Source organism: Kitasatospora sp. NPDC054768, assembly GCF_053612025.1.
The window spans coordinates 27,382-47,489 of sequence record NZ_JBSHBN010000002.1 but is presented as its reverse complement, the minus strand read 5'-3'; the positions used below and the strand labels follow the sequence as shown (position 1 = coordinate 47,489).

Below are 20,108 nucleotides of genomic sequence, written 5' to 3'. Positions count from 1 at the left end.
CGGTACGGGAAGCGGGGGGTCAGACGGACAGGGCCAGCCGGTTGATCGCGGCCAGCGGGATCGGCAGCCAGCTCGGCCGGTGCCGGGCCTCGTACACCACCTCGTACACCGCCTTGTCGATCTCCAGCGCGCGCATCAGCTCCGGCGAGGCGGCCGGGTCGGCGCCGCCGCCGGCGGTGTAGCCGGCGCAGTAGGCGGTGCGGTTGCGCTGGGCCCAGGCGGCGGCCAGGTGGGCCAGCTCCGGGTCGACCGGGCCGCCGGCCAGCAGGTGGGCGGCCGCGTAGTCGAAGGAGCGCAGCATCGCGGCGACGTCGCGCAGGGCCGGCTGCGGCTCGCGGCGCTCGTTGACCGACTTGGCCGGCTCGCCCTCGAAGTCCAGCAGCACCCAGCCGTGCGGGGTGCGCATCGCCTGTCCGAGGTGCAGGTCGCCGTGGATGCGCTGGACCGGCAGGCCGTCCGGGTGGGCGTCGGCGAGCTGCTGGAAGGCGGCGCGCAGCGCGGCCCGGAAGCGCAGCAGCCCGGGGACGGCGGCCACGGCGCTGTCCAGCCGGTCGGCCATCGCGCCGGCCAGGCGTCCGGTCTGGGTGCGGTCGAGCCGGGCGACCGGCATCGAGCGGGCCAGCACCCGGTGCACCTCGGCGGTGGCCCGGCCGAGCCGGTGCGCCTCGATGGCGAAGTTGCCCGGGGACCGGTCGCCCTTGAGCCGGCCGACCTGGTCGAGGGCCAGTTCCCAGCCGTCCTCGGCGTCCGGCAGGTAGCGCTGCAGCAGCCCGAGGGTGGCGGGCTCGGCGCGCTCCATCCGGCTCTCGAACCAGGCGGCGACCCGGGGGATGCGGGTGGACCCGGCCCGGGAGAGCGCGAGCGAGAGTTCGAGGTCGGGGTTGGTGCCGGGGTGGATGCGGCGGAACAGCTTGAGGATGTACGAGGTGCCGTAGATGACCGAGCTGTTGGACTGCTCGGCGGTGGAGGCGCGGCCGGGGAGGTTGGCGGGCAGCCCCGAGCCGGGGGTGCGGCGGAAGGAGAGCGCGCCGAAGCGGTCGCCGGTGGCCAGGTGTTCCAGCAGCCGCCCGGTGAGTTCCGGGTCGTGCACCGCGTCGTAGAGGGTCGCGCCGTCGTACGGGCCCTGGCTGAGCCGGCCGAGTACGGCGCCGGGCCCGATGTCCCCGAGCCCGCCGGAGCGGATGCCGAGCAGCAGTTGGTAGATGTCGCCGTGCGGGGCGCCGGCCGTGGTGGCGTGCTCGACCCGTAGCAACAGGTGGAGCAGGGCCGGGTCGCCGACCTGCAGCGGGGTGCCGACCACCGGGGTGAGGCCGGTGATGGGCCGCCCCTTGCCGGCGTACCAGCGCTGGGTGGGCAGCCACGCCGCGATCAGCGGCAGGGCCGCCTGGACGAGTTCGCTGACGCCCAGGGCGGTTCTCCGGACCCCGGCGCCCCGGGTGCCCGCCGCGGCGGCGGAACCGGCGGGGGCGCCGTCCTGGAGGTGGGCTTGAGAACGGGAGGTTTCGGACATGGCTCCCTTTCCCCGGAAGCACGCGGACTGCCCGACGGGTCGTGGCCGGGTCCGTCAGTCTTCCGGATTGCGGCGGCGCGGCGGTCGCGGCACGCGAGCACGGCTCGGGTGTCACGCCTTCGTGTGGGTGGCCGTTGGGCTGTTCTCCGTACGCGGTGGTGCAGAGAACTCCGGGGGCGCGGGGGTTCAACTCGCGCCCCCGGAGGGTCTGATGGTGCTGTTCACGCTGGTGTGCGGCGTGCGGCGGATCGTTACTTCGATCGCCTGGTCCCGCTCAGGCGCGGGGGCTGCCGGAGCTGGAACCAGTAGAAGCCGTGCCCGGCCAGGGTGAGCAGGTAGGGCCACTCGCCGATCGACGGGAAGCGCACCCCGCCGATCAGCTCGACCGGATACCGCCCGCCGTACTGCCGCAGGTCCAGCTCGGTCGGCTGCGCGAACCGCGAGAAGTTGTTCACGCACATGACCAGGTCCCCCTCGTGCTCGCGCACGAAGGCCAGTACGGCGGGGTTGCTGGAGGGCAGTTCGGCGTAGCCGCCGAGGCCGAACGCCGGATTGAGCTTGCGGATCTCGATCATGCGACGCGTCCAGTGCAGCAGCGAACTCGAACTGCTTTGCTGCGCCTCGACGTTGGTCACCTGGTAGCCGTACACCGGGTCCATGATGGGCGGCAGACTGAGCCTGCCCGGGTCGGCGGAGGAGAAACCCGCGTTGCGGTCCGGGGTCCACTGCATCGGGGTGCGCACGCCGTCCCGGTCGCCGAGCCAGATGTTGTCGCCCATGCCGATCTCGTCCCCGTAGTAGAGCACCGGGGAGCCGGGCAGGGAGAGCAGCAGGGCGGTGAACAGCTCGATCTGGTTGCGGTCGTTCTCCAGCAGCGGGGCGAGCCTGCGGCGGATGCCCACGTTGGCGCGCATCCGCGGATCCTTGGCGTACTCCGCGTACATGTAGTCGCGCTCCTCGTCGGTGACCATCTCCAGGGTCAGCTCGTCGTGGTTGCGCAGGAAGATGCCCCACTGGCAGCCGCCGGGGATCTGCGGGGTCTTGGCGAGGATCTCCGACACCGGGTAGCGGGACTCCCGGCGCACCGCCATGAAGATCCGAGGCATCACCGGGAAGTGGAACGCCATGTGGCACTCGTCGCCGCCGGAGGCGAAGTCGCCGAAGTAGTCGACGACGTCCTCCGGCCACTGGTTCGCCTCGGCGAGCAGCACGGTGTCCGGGTAGTTGGCGTCGATCTCCTTGCGGACCCGTTGGAGGAACTCGTGGGTCTCCGGCAGGTTCTCGCAGTTGGTGCCCTCGCGGGCGAACAGGTACGGCACCGCGTCCAGCCGGAAGCCGTCGATGCCGAGGTCGAGCCAGAACCGCAGCCCGGCGATCATCTCGTCCTGGACCCGGGGGTTGTCGTAGTTGAGATCCGGCTGGTGCGAGAAGAAGCGGTGCCAGAAGTACTGCTTGCGGACGGGGTCGTAGGTCCAGTTGGACGTCTCGGTGTCGACGAAGATGATCCGGGCGTCCGGGTACTGCTTGTCGTCGTCGGCCCACATGTAGAAGTCGCCGTACGGCCCGTCCGGGTCCGTCCGGGAGGCCTGGAACCACGGGTGCTGGTCGCTGGTGTGGTTCATGACGAAGTCGATGACGATGCGCATGCCGCGGGCGTGGGCGGCGTCGACGAACTCCATGAAGTCGGCGAGGTCGCCGAACTCCGGCAGCACCGAGGTGTAGTCGGACACGTCGTACCCGCCGTCGCGCAGGGGCGAGGCGAAGAACGGGGGGAGCCAGAGGCAGTCGATCCCGAGCCACTGGAGGTAGTCGAGCTTGGCCGTGAGCCCCTTGAGGTCCCCGACCCCGTCGCCGTTGCTGTCCTGGAAGGACCGCACCAGCACCTCGTAGAAGACCGCACGCTTGAACCAGTCGGGGTCGAGCGTCTTCTTCGAGGTCTCGGGGAAGGTGTCGGGGACGGGCTCGTTCACTGTCACGCTGGGTTCCTCCGAACCGTGAGGAGGTGAGCCGGCTCGGCTGAGGGATCGAGCCGGACGTAGTTGTGCCGGCCCCAGGTGAAGACGGCGCCGGTGAGCTCGTCGTGCACCGCGTACGGGCCGTCGCCGTCCAGCGTGACGGTGGCCTCCTGGACGTGGTGCGGGTCGAGGTTCACCACGGTGATGACCTGGTCGGTGAGCCCCTCGGGGGTGGTCGCGGTCTTGGAGTAGGCGAGCACCTGGTCGTTGTCGGTGGGGTGGAAGCGCAGGTCGCGCAGCTGCTGGAGGGCGGGGTGGCGGCGGCGCAGCCGGTTCAGCACGGTCAGCAGCGGGGCCAGGGTGTCGGTGCGGCTCCAGTCGCGCGGGCGCAGTTCGTACTTCTCCGAGTGCAGGTACTCCTCGGAGCCCGGGTGGGCCGGCTCGTCCTCGTACAGCTCGTAGCCGGCGTAGACGCCGTAGCTGGGGGAGAGGGTGGCGGCGAGCACCGCGCGGACCGCGAAGGCGGCCCGGCCGCCGTGCTGGAGGTACGCGTGCAGGATGTCCGGGGTGTTGGTGAAGAAGTTGGGCCGCATGTAGGCGGCGGCGTCACCGGTGAGTTCGGTGAGGTACTCGGTGAGTTCCGGTTTGGTGGTGCGCCAGGTGAAGTACGTGTACGACTGGTGGAATCCGATCTTCGCCAGGGTGTGCATCATCGCCGGGCGGGTGAAGGCCTCCGCCAGGAACACGACGTCGGGGTCGGTCCGGGCGACGTCGGCGAGCACCTTCTCCCAGAACGCCACCGGTTTGGTGTGCGGGTTGTCGACCCGGAAGATCCGGATGCCGTGGGACATCCAGAACCGGAGGATCCGGATGGTTTCCTTGACGATTCCGTCCATGTCCTGGTCGAAGTTGACCGGAAAGATGTCCTGGTACTTCTTCGGCGGATTCTCGGCGTACGCGATGGTGCCGTCCGCGCGATGGCTGAACCATTCCGGGTGCTTGTTCACCCAGGGGTGGTCGGGGGAGCACTGGAGGGCGAAGTCCAGCGCCACCTCCAGGTGCAGCGCCCGGGCCTCGGTGACGAAGTGGTCGAAGTCCTCGATGGTGCCGAGGTCCGGGTGGACCGCGTCGTGGCCGCCCTCGGGGGAGCCGATCGCCCAGGGCGAGCCGACGTCGTGCGGGCCGGCCGTCAGGGTGTTGTCCGGGCCCTTGCGGAAGGCTCGGCCGATCGGGTGGACCGGCGGCAGGTAGACCACGTCGAAGCCCATCGCGGCGACGGCCGGCAGCCGCTCGGCGGCGGTGCGCAGGTTGCCCGGGCGCGGCGGCTCGACGCCGGTCGGGTCCACCACGGCGCCCTCCGAGCGGGGGAAGAACTCGTACCAGGAGCCGAACAGCGCGCGCTCGCGGTCCACCTGGAGCGGCAGCGGGCGGGAGGCGCTGAGCAGCTCGCGCAGCGGGTGGCGGACCAGCACGTCGAGCACCTCGGGGGCGAGCGCGGCGGCCAGCCGGGACAGCGGCGGCATGGTCGGGTCGCGCAGCGCGTCGGCGGCGGCCAGCAGGTCGGCGCGGCCCTCCTTCTTGGGCACCCCGGCGGCGGCCCGTTCCAGCAGCCGGGCGCCCTCCTCCAGGACCAGCGCGGTGTCGATCCCGGCGGGCAGCTTCACCGCGGCGGTCTTGCGCCAGGTGGCGACCGGGTCGCTCCACGCCTCCACCAGGTACGACCAGCGCCCGGGCGCGGTCGGGGTGACGTACGCGCCCCAGCGGTCGGTGCCCTCGGCCAGTTCGCGCATCGGCGTCCACGGGCCGCTGCGGCCGCGCGGGTCGCGCAGCACCACGTTGGCGTTGACGGCGTCGTGGCCCTCGCGGAAGACGGTCGCGGTGACCGGGAAGGTCTCGCCGACGACGGCCTTGGCCGGGCGGCGGCCGGCGTCGACGAGGGGACTGACGTCCAGGACGGGGATGCGGCCGATCACGGTGTCGCTCTCTGTCGTCTTGCGGGCGGAGGGCTTGGTGGAGGGCTTGGTGGAGGGCTTGGCGGCGGCCTTGCCGACGGTCCTCCCGGCGGGTTCGGCCGCGGTCCGGCGGCGCGGCGCGGGATCGGCCCCGGTGCCGGCCTTCGGGGTGGTGGCCGACGCGGTGGCGGTGCTGCGGCGCGTGGTGGTGCGCCGGCGGGGCGTCGCGGTCCGGTCCTCCTCGCTCCCGGGGTGTCGGGTCGCGGAGGGCTGTGCCGCGGGGGGCTGGGCTTCGGAGGATCCGCCACCGCCCGCCCCGGACGCCCTCGGCGCCGGCATCGCCGGATCTGTCCGAGTGTCAGAATCCATCCGTCCGGCGGATTCCGCGACCGCTGCGTCGAGGCCTTCGGCCACCGGTGTGGACTGGTCCCGCGTGTCGCCGTGCATGCCAAGCTCCTGCCCGAGATCGGCGGCAGCTCCCCGCGGGCCGGGGTCGGGCCGGGGGAGTACCGGAGGACTGCTGGGTGGGGAGGACGTGCCACCGGAGCCTGCCCGCGCCGCTGTTCCCGGCAACCTGCCCGGCGCCCGCCGAGCCGGTGGTGGGACGCCCCGGAGCCCGTGTGCGTCCCGGCGCACGCCTGCGCGGGCCACGCCCCGGCCGACCCGGTCCACCCGTGAACGAGCGGGCCGGGCGTCAGGACACGCGTCCGTGCGCGGTGAGCGCCGAATGGGCTAAGAAGGACGGGAACGGCCAACACGAAAAGGATTCGGACGTGCTGCTTCGCGGGGGACGCCACCCGTCGTCGCACTCCCCACAGCACCAACGACCTTCGGTCATCCTCGCACCGGCGACAAGGTTTTTGCAGCGGTACGACAGTAGTTTCGGGCCTTCTCCCGGGTGGACGGGCCCCCGCAAATGGAGTCGTACCGAAGAGTTCACGCATTGGTAGCGCGGGCCTCCGAAATGTGCGCCGCGCGCGCCCCTCGTGCAGACCAATGCGCCGAATGCGATCTCATCAATAGCCCGAACGGATGCCCAATAGCCCACTTGACGCACTGTCGGACCGACCGCCGAGGCTACGCTTCACGCCGTGAAGGCAATCCGCAGATTCACCGTCCGCACCGTCCTGCCCGAACAACTCCAGCCGTTGCACGAGCTGGCCCTCAACCTGCGCTGGTCCTGGCACCCCGAGACCAGGGACCTCTTCCGGTCCGTGGACCCGGAGGTCTGGGCCGCGACCGGCGAGGACCCGGTACGGCTGCTCGGGGAGGTCCCGGCCGCCCGACTGGCCGCACTCGCCACGGACCGGCGCTTCCTGCGCAGACTCGGCGACCTCGCCGACGACCTGCGCGAGTACCTCACCGGCCCCCGCTGGTACCAGAACCGGCAGCAGTCCGACGCCGCCCCGCTGCCCGCCGCGATCGCCTACTTCTCGCCCGAGTACGGCATCGCCGCCGCGCTGCCCCAGTACTCCGGCGGACTCGGCATCCTGGCCGGCGACCACCTCAAGGCCGCCAGCGACCTCGGCGTGCCGGTCGTCGGCGTCGGCCTGTTCTACCGGCACGGCTACTTCCGGCAGTCCCTGAGCCGGGACGGCTGGCAGCAGGAGCGCTATCCGCTGCTCGATCCGGACGAACTCGCGGTCAGCCTGCTGCGGGAGGCCGACGGCACCCCCGGCCGGGTCGACCTCGCCCTGCCCGGCGGCCGCACCCTGGCCGCCCACATCTGGAAGGCCCAGGTCGGGCGGGTCCCGCTGCTGCTGCTCGACTCCGACATCGAGGCCAACTCGCCCGCCGAGCGGGACGTCACCGACCGGCTGTACGGCGGCGGCAGCGAGCACCGGCTGCTCCAGGAGATGCTGCTCGGCATCGGCGGCGTCCGGGCGGTGCGCACGTACTGCCGGCTCACCGGGCACCCCGCCCCCGACGTCTTCCACACCAACGAGGGCCACGCCGGTTTCCTCGGCGTCGAACGCATCCGCGAACTGATCGCCGACGGCCGGGCCGGCCTCGACTTCGCCGCCGCCCTGGAGGCCGTCCGGGCCGGCACCCTCTTCACCACCCACACGCCCGTCCCGGCCGGCATCGACCGCTTCGACCGCGAGCTGGTCGCCCGCCACTTCGGCGGCGACGCCACGCTGCCGGGCGTACCGGTCGACCAGGTGCTCGCGCTCGGCGCCGAGAGCTGGCCCGACGGGGACCCGAAGCTCTTCAACATGGCCGCCATGGGCCTGCGGCTCGCCCAGCGCGCCAACGGGGTCTCCACCCTGCACGGCGAGGTCAGCCGCTCGATGTTCAACGGCCTGTGGCCCGGCTTCGACCCCGCGGAGGTGCCGATCACCTCGGTCACCAACGGCGTGCACGCCGCCACCTGGATCGACCCGGCGGTGGTCCGGCTCGGCGCCGCCGAACTCGGCGCCGAGCGCGCCGAGGAGGCGATGACCACCGGCGAGACCCGGCGCTGGAGCGGACTGGAACGCATCGGCAACACCGAGGTCTGGGAGCTGCGGCGCACCCTGCGGGCCCAGCTGGTGGAGGAGGCCCGCCGCCGGCTGCACGCCTCCTGGCGCCGGCGCGGGGCCGGCGCGGCCGAGCTCGGCTGGGTCTCCTCGGTGCTCGACCCCGACGTGCTCACCATCGGCTTCGCCCGCCGGGTGCCCTCGTACAAGCGGCTCACCCTGATGCTGCGCGACCCGGAGCGGCTGCGCGGACTGCTGCTGCACCCCACCCGGCCGGTGCAGATCGTCGTCGCCGGCAAGGCCCACCCGGCCGACGACGGCGGCAAGCGGCTGATCCAGCAGATGGTCGCCTTCGCCGACGATCCGGCGGTGCGGCACCGGATCGTCTTCCTGCCGGACTACGACATGGCGATGGCCCAGCGCCTCTACCCGGGCTGCGACGTCTGGCTGAACAACCCGCTGCGCCCGCTGGAGGCCTGCGGCACCTCCGGGATGAAGGCCGCGCTCAACGGCTGCCTCAACCTGTCCGTCCTGGACGGCTGGTGGGACGAGTGGTTCGACGGCCGCAACGGCTGGGCGATCCCCACCGCCGACGAGAGCGGCGGGGCGCTCGACCCGGACAGCGGCGAGGCCGAGCGGCGCGACGACATCGAGGCGGCCGCGCTCTACGACCTGATCGAGAACCAGGTCGCCGCCCGGTTCTACGACCGGGACGCCGACGGGCTGCCGCAGCAGTGGATCGCCATGGTCCGGCACACCCTGGTCACCCTCGGGCCCAAGGTGCTGGCCGGGCGGATGGTCCGGGAGTACGTCGAACGGCTGTACGCCCCGGCGGCGCAGGCCCAGCGGGAGCTGGCGGGGCAGCACGCGACCGGGCGGTTCACGGGCGCGCGCGAGCTGGCGGTCTGGAAGGCGAAGGTCCGGGAGGCGTGGCCGGCCGTCCGGGTCGAGCACGTCGAGGCGGACTGCCCGGCCGAGGCGCAGGAGCTGGGCAGCTCGCTGGCGCTGCGGGTGCAGGTCGCGCTCGGGACGCTGGAACCGGGCGACGTCGAGGTGCAGGCGGTCTCCGGCCGGGTGGACGAACGGGACCGGATCTCGGACGCCTGCCTGCTCGCCCTCAAGCCGGTCGGCGGGCCGGACCTGGACGGCCGCACCCGCTACGAGGGTTCGTTGGAGCTGTGCCGGACCGGCCCGTTCGGCTACACCGTCCGGGTGCTGCCCGCGCACCCCCGGCTGGCCTCGCCGGCCGAGCTGGGGCTGGTCGCCCTGCCGGCCGAGTCGGCCGGGATGGACGCCGGACTGCTGCGCTGACCCCGCGGGCGGCTGCCGTGCGTCCCGGGGAGGACGGCAGCCGCCCGCGGGGCCGTGAACCACGGCCGCGGCCGGGCCCGTACGTCCGGTCGGGAAGTGGGGAGGCCCGGCCGGGTGCGTGACGGCGCACCCGGTCGGGCACATTCATGGGGGCCCGGAGCCGGACCCTAGACCAGGCTGTCCCGCCAGGCCCGGTGGAGGGCGGCGAAACGGCCGGAGCCGTCGATCAGCTCCTGTGGGGAGCCATCTTCCACGATCCGGCCCTGGTCCATCACCAGGACACGGTCGGCGATCTCCACGGTGGAGAGCCGGTGGGCGATGATCACCGCCGTCCGGCCGGCCAGCACGGTGCGCATCGCCCGCTGCACGGCCTGCTCCCCGGGGACGTCCAGCGAGCTGGTCGCCTCGTCCAGGATCAGCACCGCCGGGTCGGCCAGCAGGGCGCGGGCGAAGGCCACCAGCTGGCGCTGGCCGGCCGAGATCCGGCCGCCGCGCTTGCGCACGTCGGTGTCGAAGCCGTCCGGCAGGGCGGCGATGAACTCGTACGCGCCGATGTCGCGGGCGGCCTGCTCGACCTCCGCGCGGGTGGCGCCGGGGCGGCCGATCGCGATGTTCTCGGCGACGGTGCCGGAGAACAGGAAGGACTCCTGGGTGACCATCACCACCCCGCGCCGCAGCTCGGGGGTGGCCAGGTCGCGCAGCTCCACGCCGTCCAGCCGGATCCGGCCGTCGGTCGGGTCGTAGAAGCGGGCCAGCAGCTTGGCGACCGTCGACTTGCCCGCGCCGGTCGCGCCGACCACCGCCACCGTCTGCCCGGCCGGGATCGACAGGTCGAAGGGCGGCAGCACCTCCTTGCCGGTCCGGTAGGCGAAGCGGGTGCCCTCGAAGGCCACCGCCCGGCCCTTGCCGTCGGCCCGGGGCAGCTCGACGGGCTCGGCCGGCTCGGCGACGGTCGGCTCGTGGGCGAGCAGGCCGGAGATCTTCTCCAGGGCGGCGGCGGCCGACTGGTAGCTGTTCAGGAACATCGCCAGCTGGTCGATCGGGTCGAAGAGCCGGCGCAGGTAGAGCGCGAAGGCGGTGAGCACGCCCAGCTCCAGCGCGTCGTCCACGACCAGGTAGGCGCCGAGCAGCACCACGCCGGTGGTCCACAGGTTGGCGGTGGCGCGGGAGAGGCCGACGTAGCGGGCGATCTCCAGCAGGCCGTCCGCCGTCGCGGTGGCGGACTGCTGGTTGACCACGGCGAAGGCCGCGTCGTTGGCCTTCTCGCGGCGGAAGGCCTGCACCGGACGGATGCCGTTCATGGTCTCGGTGAAGCGGACGATCAGCGAGGCCGCCGAGGTGCGCGAGCGCCGGTAGACCCGGCGCGAGCGGCGGCGGAAGGAGCGGGCGATCAGGGCCAGCGGCAGGAAGGCCGCCAGCGAGACCAGGCCGAGCCGCCAGTCCAGCACCAGCAGCAGCACCGAGATGTAGCAGACCGACAGGAAGACCGTCAGCAGCTCCTGCAGACCCTCGGAGAGCAGCTCGCGCAGCGCGTCGATGTCGCTGGTGGCGCGGGAGATGATCCGGCCCGAGGTGTAGCGCTCGTGGAAGTCCAGGCTGAGCCGCTGGGCGTGCCGGAAGATCCGGCCGCGCAGCTCCAGCACGATGTCCTGGTTGACCCGGGCGCTGATCTTGATGAACGCCCACTGCAGCACCGGGCTGAGCAGCGCGCAGAACAGGTAGGCCGCGACCACCGCGATCAGCGGGCCGGAGTCGTGCTCGCGCAGTGCCGGGATGCCGCGGTCCATCGCCACCGCGACCAGCAGCGGTCCGGTCTGGAGCGCGGCCTGCTGGACCAGGATGATCACCATCGCGATGGTGATCCGGGCCCGGTGCGGGCCGAGCAGCGAGCGCAGCAGCGCCCGGGGAGCACCCGGTGGGACGGGGATGTCCTCCTCGTCGGCGGGAGGTGCGGGCAGCTCCTCCTCGGCCGGCTCGGCGGGCCCGGTCCGGACGGGTTCGGCGGTGGTGGTCATGCGCGCCCTCCATTCGACGCGAGGGAGCCCTCGGGCACCGGGGCGGCCTCGCCCGACATCAGTTCTCGGTAGTGCGCGCAGTCGCGCAGCAGCTCCTGGTGGGTGCCGACGGCCGCGATCCGGCCGTCCGCCAGCACCGCGACCCGGTCGGCGAGCAGCACGGTGCTGGGGCGGTGGGCGACCACCAGGGCGGTGGTGGTGCCGAGGACCTCGCGCAGCGCCCGCTCGACCAGGGCCTCGGTGTGCACGTCCAGGGCGGAGAGCGGGTCGTCCAGCACCAGGAAGGCCGGGTCGCCGACCACCGCGCGGGCCAGCGCGAGGCGCTGGCGCTGGCCGCCGGACAGGCTCAGCCCCTGCTCGCCGACCTCGGTGTCCGGGCCCTGCGGGAGCTTCTCGACGAAGCCGGCCTGGGCGGTGGCGAGGGCGGTGCGCAGCTGCTCCTCGCCGGCGCCCGGGGCGCCCATCAGGACGTTCTCCCGGACGGTGGCGGAGAACAGGGTGGGCTCCTCGAAGGCGACCGCGACGAGTTCGCGCAGCCGCTGCCGGGGCAGCTCGCGGACGTCCCGGCCGTCCAGCGTGATGGTGCCGGCGGTGGCGTCGTACAGCCGGGGGAGCAGGGCGGTGAGCGTGGTCTTGCCGCTGCCGGTGGCGCCGACCAGGGCCATCGTCTCGCCGCTGCGGACGTGCAGGTCGATGCCGGCCAGCAGGTCGGGGCTGTCCCCGGGGGCGTCGGGGTAGCGGAAGCGGACGCCGGTGAAGCGGATGCCGTCCGCGGCGGCGAGTTCGGCGGCGGTGCCCGGGTCCGGGGTCTCCGGCTCGTCCATCACTTCGAAGAAGCGGTCGGTGGCGGTGGCCGCGTCGTTGCCGTAGGCGAGCAGCCAGCCGAGCGACTCGACGGGCCAGCGCAGCGCGAGCGCGGTGGAGAGGAAGGCGACCAGGGTGCCGGCGCTCAGGCCGTCGTTCGCCACCAGGTAGGCGCCGACGGCGAGGGCGCAGCCCAGCGCGATCTCCGGCAGTCCGACGGTGACCGCCCACAGGTTGGCGAGCAGGTGCGCCTTGCGCAGCTCGGTGCGGCGCAGCTCCTGGGACTGGGCGCGGAAGCGCTCGGCCATCGAGCGGTGGCGGCCGAAGGCCTTGAGGATGCGGATGCCGAGGACGGACTCCTCGACCACGGTGGCGAGGTCCCCGTTCTGGTCCTGGGCGCGCCGGGTGGCGCCGGAGTAGCCGGTCTCGAACCGCCGGGTGACCACGAACAGCGGGACGACCGGGATCAGGGCGATCAGGGCGAGCCGCCAGTCCTGGGTGAACATCAGCACCGTGCCGGCCAGGAACATCACCGAGTTGACGATCAGGAAGACCAGCGGGAAGGCCAGGAACAGCCGCATGGTGTACATGTCGGCGGTGGCCCGGGAGAGCAACTGGCCGGAGCCCCAGCGGTCGTGGAAGGAGACCGGCAGCCGCTGGAGCTTGGCGAAGAGGTCCCCGCGCATCGCCGTCTCCAGCCCGGCCAGCGGGCGGGCCAGCACCACCCGGCGGGTGTAGAACAGCGCCGACTCGACCAGGCCGAGGATCAGCAGCAGGCCGACCAGGGGCCAGAGGCCGGCGAGGTCGCGCTCGGCGAGCGGGCCGTCCACGATCCGGCCGAGGACCACCGGGACGGCGAGGGTGCTCAGCATGGCGAGCGTCGCGGCCGTCACCGAGACGGCCAGCCGGCCGCGGACGGCACGGGCGTACGGCCACAGGCGCAGCAGGGAGCGGACCGCGGAGTGTCGCGGCCCGGGCCCGGTCCGGCCGGTTCCGTCGGGTTCGTCGGTTCTGCCCGGCTCCCCGGGGCCGTCGGTTCGGGGGCTTCCCTGGGGCGGGTTGTCGTGGTCCTGCCTGTTCTCGGCCATCGCGGTGAGGGTAGGCACAGAGCCCGTCACTTCTCATCCGGTTTTTCGCCCCTGTCGGTGCGGCCCGCCGAGAACCGGCCACCTGAACGGCCGGGGCGGGCGCGAAAGGACGGGGCGCGCATAGCCGTTCGTGCGGACAGGAGTGCGCCGCGCGCCTCTTGCGAGCGCCCTGCTGATCGGCCGATGACAGCTCCTGACGGACTGCCTTTGATGCGCGAGTGACAGGAGTGCACACATGACGGTCGAAACCGAACCCACCCCGGGGCCCGGCTCCGCAATCGTGCAGGTACGGGCCCAGCTCAGCCTCAGCACGACCGCGGCGCGGAACCTGGCGACGACGACCAAGTCGAAGCCGCAGATGCAGGAGATCACCTCCCGCTGGCTGCTGAGGATGCTGCCGTGGGTGGAGGTCGGCGCGGGCACCTACCGGGTCAACCGGCGGCTGAGCTTCGCCCCCGGGCAGGGCCGGGTGAGCTTCGCGAAGACCGGCTCCGCGGTGACGGTGATCGCCCCCTCGCTGGCCGAGGTTCCGGCGCTGCGCGGTTTCGAGGACGAGGAGGTGCTCGCCGAGATGGCCCGCCGGTTCGTCCAGCGGGACTTCGCGCAGGGCGACGTGCTGGTGCGGGAGGGGGCGCCGATCGAGGAGGTGTTCCTGATCGCGCACGGCAAGGTGGACCGGATCGGCACCGGCAAGTACGGCGAGCAGACCGTGCTCGGCTCGCTCGCGGACGGCGACCACCTGGGCGCCGAGGCGATCACCGAGGGCGGCGGCACCTGGCCGTACACCGTGCGGGCGAACACCTCAGGGGTCGCGATGACGCTGCCCTGGCCGGTGCTCCAGGAGCTGATCGGCCGCTCCGAGGCGCTGCGCGAGCAGCTGCTGGGCTTCGCAGCCGACGTCGCGCAGGCGCAGAACGAGCACGGCGAGGCGAGGATCGACCTCTCGGCCGGCCACCGGGGCGAGTACGAGCTGCCCGGCGCCTTCGTGGACTACGAGCTGAAGCCGCGCGAGTACGAGCTGAGCGTCGCGCAGACCGTGCTCAAGGTGCACACCCGGGTCGCGGACCTCTACAACCAGCCGATGAACCAGACCGAGGAGCAGCTGCGGCTGACCGTCGAGGCCCTGCGGGAGCGGCAGGAGCACGAGCTCGTCAACAACCCGGAGTTCGGCCTGCTCGGCAACGCCGACTTCGACCAGCGGATCCAGACCCGCGCCGGGGCGCCCACCCCGGACGACCTGGACGAGCTGCTGAGCATGCGCCGTGACACCGACTACCTGTTCGCCCACCCGCGGGCGATCGCGGCCTTCGAGCGGGAGTGCAACCGGGCCGGCGTCTACCCGTCCACCGTCGACGTCCTCGGCAAGCAGCGGCCGACCTGGCGCGGGGTGCCGATCTTCCCGTGCAACAAGATCCCGGTGTCCGACCAGCAGACCACCGCGTTCATCGCGATGCGCGTCGGCGAGGAGAACCAGGGCGTGGTCGGCCTCACCCAGGTCGGCATCCCGGACGAGGTGGAGCCGGGCCTGAACGTGCGGTTCATGGGCATCGACGAGAAGGCGATCGCCTCCTACCTGGTCAGCACCTACTACTCGGCGGCGGTGCTGGTGCCGGACGCGATCGGGGTGCTGGAGAACGTCGAGCTCGGGCACGCCCGCGGCTGAGCCCGGGCCCTCAGGCAGCGGGCGCGCGCAGCAGCCGCAGCGAGCGCCCGCCGAGCACGACGGCGCCGCGCGGGCACGGTCCGTCCGGGCCCGCGGCGGTGTCGACCACCGTCTCCCAGCCGACCGCCGCCTCCCGCCCGACCGCCGCCTCCCGCCCGGCCGGCGCCTCCCGCCCGGTCATCGGCTCCCGTTCGGCGGCCGGCGCCGCGCGGGGCTCGCCGGGCAGGGTGAACACCACCGGTTCGTGGCCCGCGTTGAGCAGCAGCAGGAAGCTGTCGTCGCTGAGCGGCAGCCCGGTCTCGTCCCGTTCGGACAGCGCGGTGCCGCAGAGCAGCATGCCGAGGCAGGCGGTCGGCGCGAACCAGTCGGCCTCGGTCATCTCGGTGCCCCGCGGGGTGAACCAGACGAGGTCGGGCCGGCCGCCGGGGCCGGTGGCGCGGCCGGAGAAGAACGCCCGGCGGCGCAGCACCGGGTGGGCCCGGCGCAGCCGGACCAGCCGGGCGGTGAGCTCGCACAGCTCCTGCCAGCCGGGCTGCTCCAGCAGCGACCAGTCCAGCCAGCCGACCTCGTTGTCCTGGCAGTAGGCGTTGTTGTTGCCGCCCTGGGTGCGGCCCAGCTCGTCGCCGGCGGTGATCATCGGGACGCCGGCGGAGAGCAGCAGGGTGGCCGTCAGGTTGCGCAGCTGGCGCAGGCGCAGGGAGTTGACCGCCGGGTCGGCGGTCTCGCCCTCGGCGCCGTGGTTCCAGGAGCGGTTGTCCTCGGTGCCGTCCCGGTTGTCCTCGCCGTTGGCCTCGTTGTGCTTGCGGTCGTAGGAGACCAGGTCGCGCAGGGTGAAACCGTCGTGCGCCGTCACGTAGTTGACCGAGGCGCCCGGGCGGCGGCCGGCCCGCTGGTAGAGGTCGGAGGAGCCGGAGAGGCGGTAGCCGAGCTCGCGCACGTCGGGGCGGGCGCCGCGCCAGAAGTCCCGTACGGTGTCGCGGTACTTGTCGTTCCACTCGGCCCACAGCGGGGGGAAGCCGCCGACCTGGTAGCCGCCCGGGCCCACGTCCCAGGGCTCGGCGATCAGCTTCACCCGGCTGAGCAGGGGGTCCTGGGCGACGGCGGCGAGGAAGGGGTGGTCCATGTCGACTGCGTCGCCGCCGTTCGGACCGCCGCGGGCCAGCGCGGCGGCCAGGTCGAAGCGGAAGCCGTCCACGCCCATCTCGGCGACCCAGTAGCGCAGCGAGTCGGTGATCAGCCGGATCACCTGGGGGCGGCGGGTGTCCAGGGTGTTGCCGCAGCCGGTGTAGTCGGCGTAGCCGCGGGGGCGGTTGGGCGGGAGGCGGTAGTAGGCGGCGTTGTCGATGCCGCGCAGCGAGAGCGCCGGGCCGAGTGCGCCGCCCTCGGCGGTGTGGTTGAACACCACGTCCAGGATCACCTCGATCCCGGCGGCGTGCAGGGCGCGGACCATCCGCTTGAACTCGCCGACCTGGCCGCCGCGGGAGCCGGAGGCGGAGTAGCCGGCGTGCGGGGCGAAGTAGCCGATCGTGTTGTAGCCCCAGTAGTTGACCAGTCCGCGGGCCTGCAGGTGGTCCTCGCTGGCGTGCTGGTGCACCGGCAGCAGCTCGACGGCGGTCACCCCGAGGCGGGTGAGGTGGGCGACGGCGGCGGGGTGGGCGAGGCCGGCGTAGGTGCCGCGCAGCTGCGGCGGGACCTCGGGGTGGCGCATGGTGAAGCCGCGCACGTGCAGTTCGTAGAGCACCGTCTCGGCCCACGGGGTCCTCGGGCGGTGGTCGTCGGACCAGTCGTCGTCGTCGTGGACGACCACGGATCTGGGCACGTACGGCGCGGAGTCGCGGTTGTCCCGGACGGTGTCGGCGACGTCCGCCTCGGGCCAGTTGCGGACGGCGGAGCAGACGGCGTCGTGCGAGGTGTAACAGCCGTCCACGGCGCGGGCGTACGGGTCGAGCAGCAGCTTGGCCGGGTTCCAGCGGGCGCCGGTCCACGGGTCCCAGCGGCCGTGCACGCGGAAGCCGTAGCGGGTGCCGGGGCGCACGTCGGGGAGGAAGCCGTGCCAGATCTGGACGTCCTGCTCGGTGAGGTGGTGCCGGCTCTCCCGGCCGTCCTCGTCGAACAGGCACAGCTCGACGGCCTCGGCGCCGGCCGCCCAGAGCGCGAAGTTGGTGCCCCGGCGGCCGCGCCGGTCGGTGCGGCAGCGGGCGCCGAGCGGCTGCCAGCTGCCGGGCCAGGGCGGTTCGGCGGTGCGGTGCGGACCGCCGACCGGCCGTACCCCGGCTTCCAGCTCCTGCCCTGACGCCATGGCCGCACCCTCCCTGGGCGGGGTGTCCCGGACCCCGTTCACCTTCTCCTTCCCGGATTGCGCAGATCGGAAGCCGTTGAACGGGGGCTTACCGGCGGATGGCGGCCAGGGTGGCGGGTTGACGGGATGGGGGGATTCCGGGGCGATCGGCGTGTCCCCGCGTCGATGCGCCTCGTTGTTCCCGGCGTCGGACGCGAACAGTGGGAGGGCCCCGGGATGCGGCGCCGAGGACGGGTGTGGGCGCGGGGCGCGGCGGCGGTGGCCTGCTGCCTTGCCGTCCTGACGGGTTGCGGCGGCGGTGGCTCCACGGCCGTGCCGGACGGGGACGCGGTCGCGGCCGGTGGGCACACCACGCCGGCGGCGCCGTCCCGGGCGGTGCTCACCGTGCAGCCGGCCGACGGCGCGCAGGACGTGCAGCCGGAGGGCGCCGTCCGGGTGAGCGCCGCGCAGGGCCGGCTGGTCTCCGTCCGGCTGGCCGACGCCAAGGGCACCGAGGTGCCCGGCACGATCGCCCCGGACGGCACCGGCTGGGCGCCGGACGGCCCGCTGCCGCTCGGCACCGCGTTCACCCTGGACTCCGTCGCCGAGGACGAGCAGGGCCAGAAGGCGGCCCAGCACTCGGCGTTCACGACCGTCGCCCGGGCGCACACCTTCGTGGCCTTCTTCACCCCGGAGGACGGCTCCACGGTCGGCGTCGGCATGCCGGTGTCGCTGCGCTTCAGCCGTCCGATCACCGACCGGGCGGCGGTGGAGAAGGCCGTCCAGGTCGCCGCCGACCCGCCGGTGCCGGTGGCCGCGCACTGGTTCGACGGCCAGCGGCTGGACTTCCGCCCGCAGCAGTACTGGGCGGCCGGCACCAAGGTCGCGGTGGCGCTGCGGCTCAAGGACGTGCAGGGCGCGCCGGGGGAGTTCGGCACCCAGAGCCGGGAGCTGCACTTCACCGTCGGCCGGGCGCAGGTCTCCACCGTCGACCTGGACGCCCACACCCTGACCGTCCGGGCCGGCCAGGGCGGCGCGGTGGTCCGGGTGCTCAAGGTCTCCGGCGGCAGCCGGGACCACTCCACCTACCGGGGCGTGATGGTGGTGTCGGAGAAGTACAAGGTGACCCGGATGGACTCGCAGACCGTCGGCATGGGCGACGAGTACGACATCAAGGACGTCCCGCACGCCATGCGGCTGACCACCTCCGGCACCTTCGTGCACGGCAACTACTGGGCCGACCCGGGGGTGTTCGGCGCCACCAACACCAGCCACGGCTGCATCGGGCTGGCCGATGCCAAGGGCGGGGCGAGCAAGGACTCCCCGGCGGGCTGGCTGTTCGAGCACACCATCCCGGGGGACGTGCTGGAGGTGAAGGCCTCGTCCGGGGACTTCGTGCCGCCGCAGAACGGGCTCAACGGCTGGAACGTACCGTGGGAGCAGTGGGTGGCGGGGAGCGCGCTGCCGCAGGCGGTGTCGGTCGGGGCGTCCGAGTCCGGGGTTCCGTCGGCCGTGGTGTCCGTTCCGGCCGTGCCGCCGGCCGTGCCGTAAGGGCCGTTCAGGGGTCCGAGGGGGTTTCCGTCCCGTTCCGTCCCGACTTCACGCCTGCTTCACACGCCGTCAACCCGACTCCCCTCAGCTTTCACTCGGAAGGCTTAGTTATCCTGCTCCGGCGCGTCCGGGGTCCGGCCGGAAAGATCGGCCGGACAGTGCAACTCATGGGGGCACTCAGCGCGTCAAGTGAGTGAATACCGGGAGGGGAGAAACCGTGAAGACGGGTAAGACGGCCGGCGCAGCGATACGCACCACCAACCGCTACGGGCGCAGGAGTGCGATGGCGCTGGTCATGGGTGGGGTGCTGCTGCTCACCGCGGCCTGCAACGACGACAAGGGCAGCGGTTCGGGCGGTTCGGCGGCCGGCGGTGGGGCCTCGGCTTCGGCCGCGGCGGACGGGGGCGGGTCGGCCACGCCGAAGCCCTCGGCCGCGGTGCTCGCCGTCGAGCCGAAGGACGGTGCCCAGGACGTCCCGCCGAACGGGCTCCAGGTGTCCGTCTCCAACGGCAAGCTCACCACGGTCGAGGTGACCGACAAGGACGGCAAGCCGGTCGACGGGGCGATCACCCCGGACGGCTCCGGCTGGAAGCCCGCGGGGGCGCTCGCGGTCGGCATGGCGTACAAGGTGAACGCGCAGGCGAAGGACGGCGAGGGCCTGGTGGCCGCGTCCACCACCTCGTTCACCACCCTGACGCCGGACAAGAAGATCGCCACCAACGACAACATCAGCGACGGCGCCACCTACGGCGTCGGCATGATCGTCTCGGTGAACTTCAACAAGGACGTCAAGAACAAGGACGCCGTCGTCAAGGGCATCAGCATCGAGTCCAGCAACGGCACCGTGGTCAAGGGCCACTGGTTCGGTGACCGCCGGGTGGACTTCCGCCCGGAGCAGTACTGGGCGCCGGGCACCAAGGTGACCGTCAAGTACCGGCTGAAGAACGTCGAGGTCGCGCCCGGCATCTACGGCGACGTGGACAAGGACGAGCCGTTCACCATCGGCCGGTCGATGATCTCCACCGCGGACGCCAAGTCGCACCAGATGACCGTCGAGCGGGACGGTCAGAGCGCCACCCTGCCGGTCACCCTGGGCGCGGACGCCACGCCGTCCTGGGGCGGGACGATGGTGGTCATGTCCAAGGAGAAGGTCACCCGGATGAACTCGCAGACCGTCGGTCTCGGCGGCGAGTACGACATCCAGGACGTGCCGCACGCGATGCGGCTGACCACCTCCGGCACCTTCGTGCACGGCAACTACTGGGCCAGCCCGTTCGGCAAGACCAACGCCAGCCACGGCTGCGTGTCGATGCAGGACGTGAAGGGCGGCAGCGACAGCTCGGTCGCGGGCAAGTTCTTCAACGACTCGATGATCGGCGACCCGATCAAGGTCGTGAACACCAAGGAGAAGACCGTCGCGCCCTCCAACGGGCTGGGCGGCTGGAACGTGGACTGGGCCAACTGGTAGGCCCTACCCGCCGGAGGGCCCGGATACCCGGGCCCTCCGGCGAGTCCTTCGCCG

At 72.9% G+C, this 20,108-nt stretch carries 10 protein-coding genes; 4 read left to right on the top strand and 6 right to left on the bottom strand.

Annotation, left to right across the window (positions count from 1 at the left end):
* Positions 1-19 precede the first annotated feature (19 nt).
* From ACWGKU_RS00835 to ACWGKU_RS00825, 3 genes are all read right to left on the bottom strand, one after another.
* Complete coding sequence (locus ACWGKU_RS00835) at positions 20-1,510, bottom strand: maltokinase N-terminal cap-like domain-containing protein (protein WP_359901409.1); 1,491 nt, start codon at positions 1,508-1,510, stop codon at positions 20-22.
* A gap of 251 nt (positions 1,511-1,761) precedes the next feature.
* Positions 1,762-3,486, bottom strand: coding sequence for a maltose alpha-D-glucosyltransferase (gene treS, locus ACWGKU_RS00830; protein WP_380348689.1), 1,725 nt, complete (start codon positions 3,484-3,486; stop codon positions 1,762-1,764).
* Positions 3,483-5,438 (bottom strand): alpha-1,4-glucan--maltose-1-phosphate maltosyltransferase, encoded by a 1,956-nt coding sequence (locus tag ACWGKU_RS00825; RefSeq protein WP_401043217.1) that lies wholly within the window; start codon positions 5,436-5,438, stop codon positions 3,483-3,485. The genes treS and ACWGKU_RS00825 overlap by 4 nt, the downstream gene beginning before the upstream one ends.
* A gap of 1,070 nt (positions 5,439-6,508) precedes the next feature.
* On the opposite strand from ACWGKU_RS00825, the gene glgP reads away from it, so the two are divergent.
* Entirely contained in the window at positions 6,509-9,187 is a 2,679-nt protein-coding gene (gene glgP / locus ACWGKU_RS00820; RefSeq protein ID WP_380538182.1) for an alpha-glucan family phosphorylase, read from the top strand.
* Positions 9,188-9,354: 167 nt separating this feature from the next.
* Here the strand turns inward: glgP and ACWGKU_RS00815 are convergent, their stop codons facing one another.
* A complete protein-coding gene (locus tag ACWGKU_RS00815; protein WP_380538180.1) occupies positions 9,355-11,202 on the bottom strand; it encodes an ABC transporter ATP-binding protein in 1,848 nt (615 codons plus the stop codon).
* The gene (locus ACWGKU_RS00810; protein ID WP_452177011.1) at positions 11,199-13,094 is read right to left on the bottom strand and encodes an ABC transporter ATP-binding protein; all 1,896 of its coding nucleotides are present in this window, start codon (positions 13,092-13,094) and stop codon (positions 11,199-11,201) included. Before ACWGKU_RS00810 ends, ACWGKU_RS00815 begins: the two co-directional genes overlap by 4 nt.
* 235 nt (positions 13,095-13,329) lie before the next feature.
* Here ACWGKU_RS00810 and ACWGKU_RS00805 point away from each other — a divergent pair, with 235 nt between their 5' ends.
* Positions 13,330-14,757, top strand: coding sequence for a family 2B encapsulin nanocompartment shell protein (locus ACWGKU_RS00805; protein ID WP_452177010.1), 1,428 nt, complete (start codon positions 13,330-13,332; stop codon positions 14,755-14,757).
* 10 nt (positions 14,758-14,767) lie between these two features.
* On the opposite strand, the gene glgX is transcribed toward ACWGKU_RS00805, so the two are convergent.
* Entirely contained in the window at positions 14,768-17,056 is a 2,289-nt protein-coding gene (glgX, locus tag ACWGKU_RS00800) for a glycogen debranching protein GlgX (protein WP_452177009.1), read from the bottom strand.
* 216 nt (positions 17,057-17,272) lie between these two features.
* Between glgX and ACWGKU_RS00795 the strand changes: the two genes are divergently transcribed.
* Positions 17,273-18,586, top strand: coding sequence for a L,D-transpeptidase (locus ACWGKU_RS00795; RefSeq protein WP_452177007.1), 1,314 nt, complete (start codon positions 17,273-17,275; stop codon positions 18,584-18,586).
* Positions 18,587-18,803: 217 nt separating this feature from the next.
* Positions 18,804-20,054, top strand: a complete 1,251-nt coding sequence (locus ACWGKU_RS00790) for a L,D-transpeptidase (RefSeq protein WP_452177006.1) — start codon at positions 18,804-18,806, stop codon at positions 20,052-20,054.
* The last annotated feature ends 54 nt before the right edge of the window (positions 20,055-20,108 follow it).

Excerpts from the sequence above, each read along its gene's own strand:
- ACWGKU_RS00835 (WP_359901409.1), bottom strand. The coding sequence starts at position 1,510 with ATGTCCGAAACCTCCCGTTCTCAAGCCCACCTCCAGGACGGCGCCCCC.
- ACWGKU_RS00815 (WP_380538180.1), bottom strand. The coding sequence starts at position 11,202 with ATGACCACCACCGCCGAACCCGTCCGGACCGGGCCCGCCGAGCCGGCC.
- ACWGKU_RS00810 (WP_452177011.1), bottom strand. The coding sequence starts at position 13,094 with ATGGCCGAGAACAGGCAGGACCACGACAACCCGCCCCAGGGAAGCCCC.
- ACWGKU_RS00805 (WP_452177010.1), top strand. The coding sequence starts at position 13,330 with ATGACGGTCGAAACCGAACCCACCCCGGGGCCCGGCTCCGCAATCGTG.
- glgX (WP_452177009.1), bottom strand. The coding sequence starts at position 17,056 with ATGGCGTCAGGGCAGGAGCTGGAAGCCGGGGTACGGCCGGTCGGCGGT.
- ACWGKU_RS00795 (WP_452177007.1), top strand. The coding sequence starts at position 17,273 with ATGCGGCGCCGAGGACGGGTGTGGGCGCGGGGCGCGGCGGCGGTGGCC.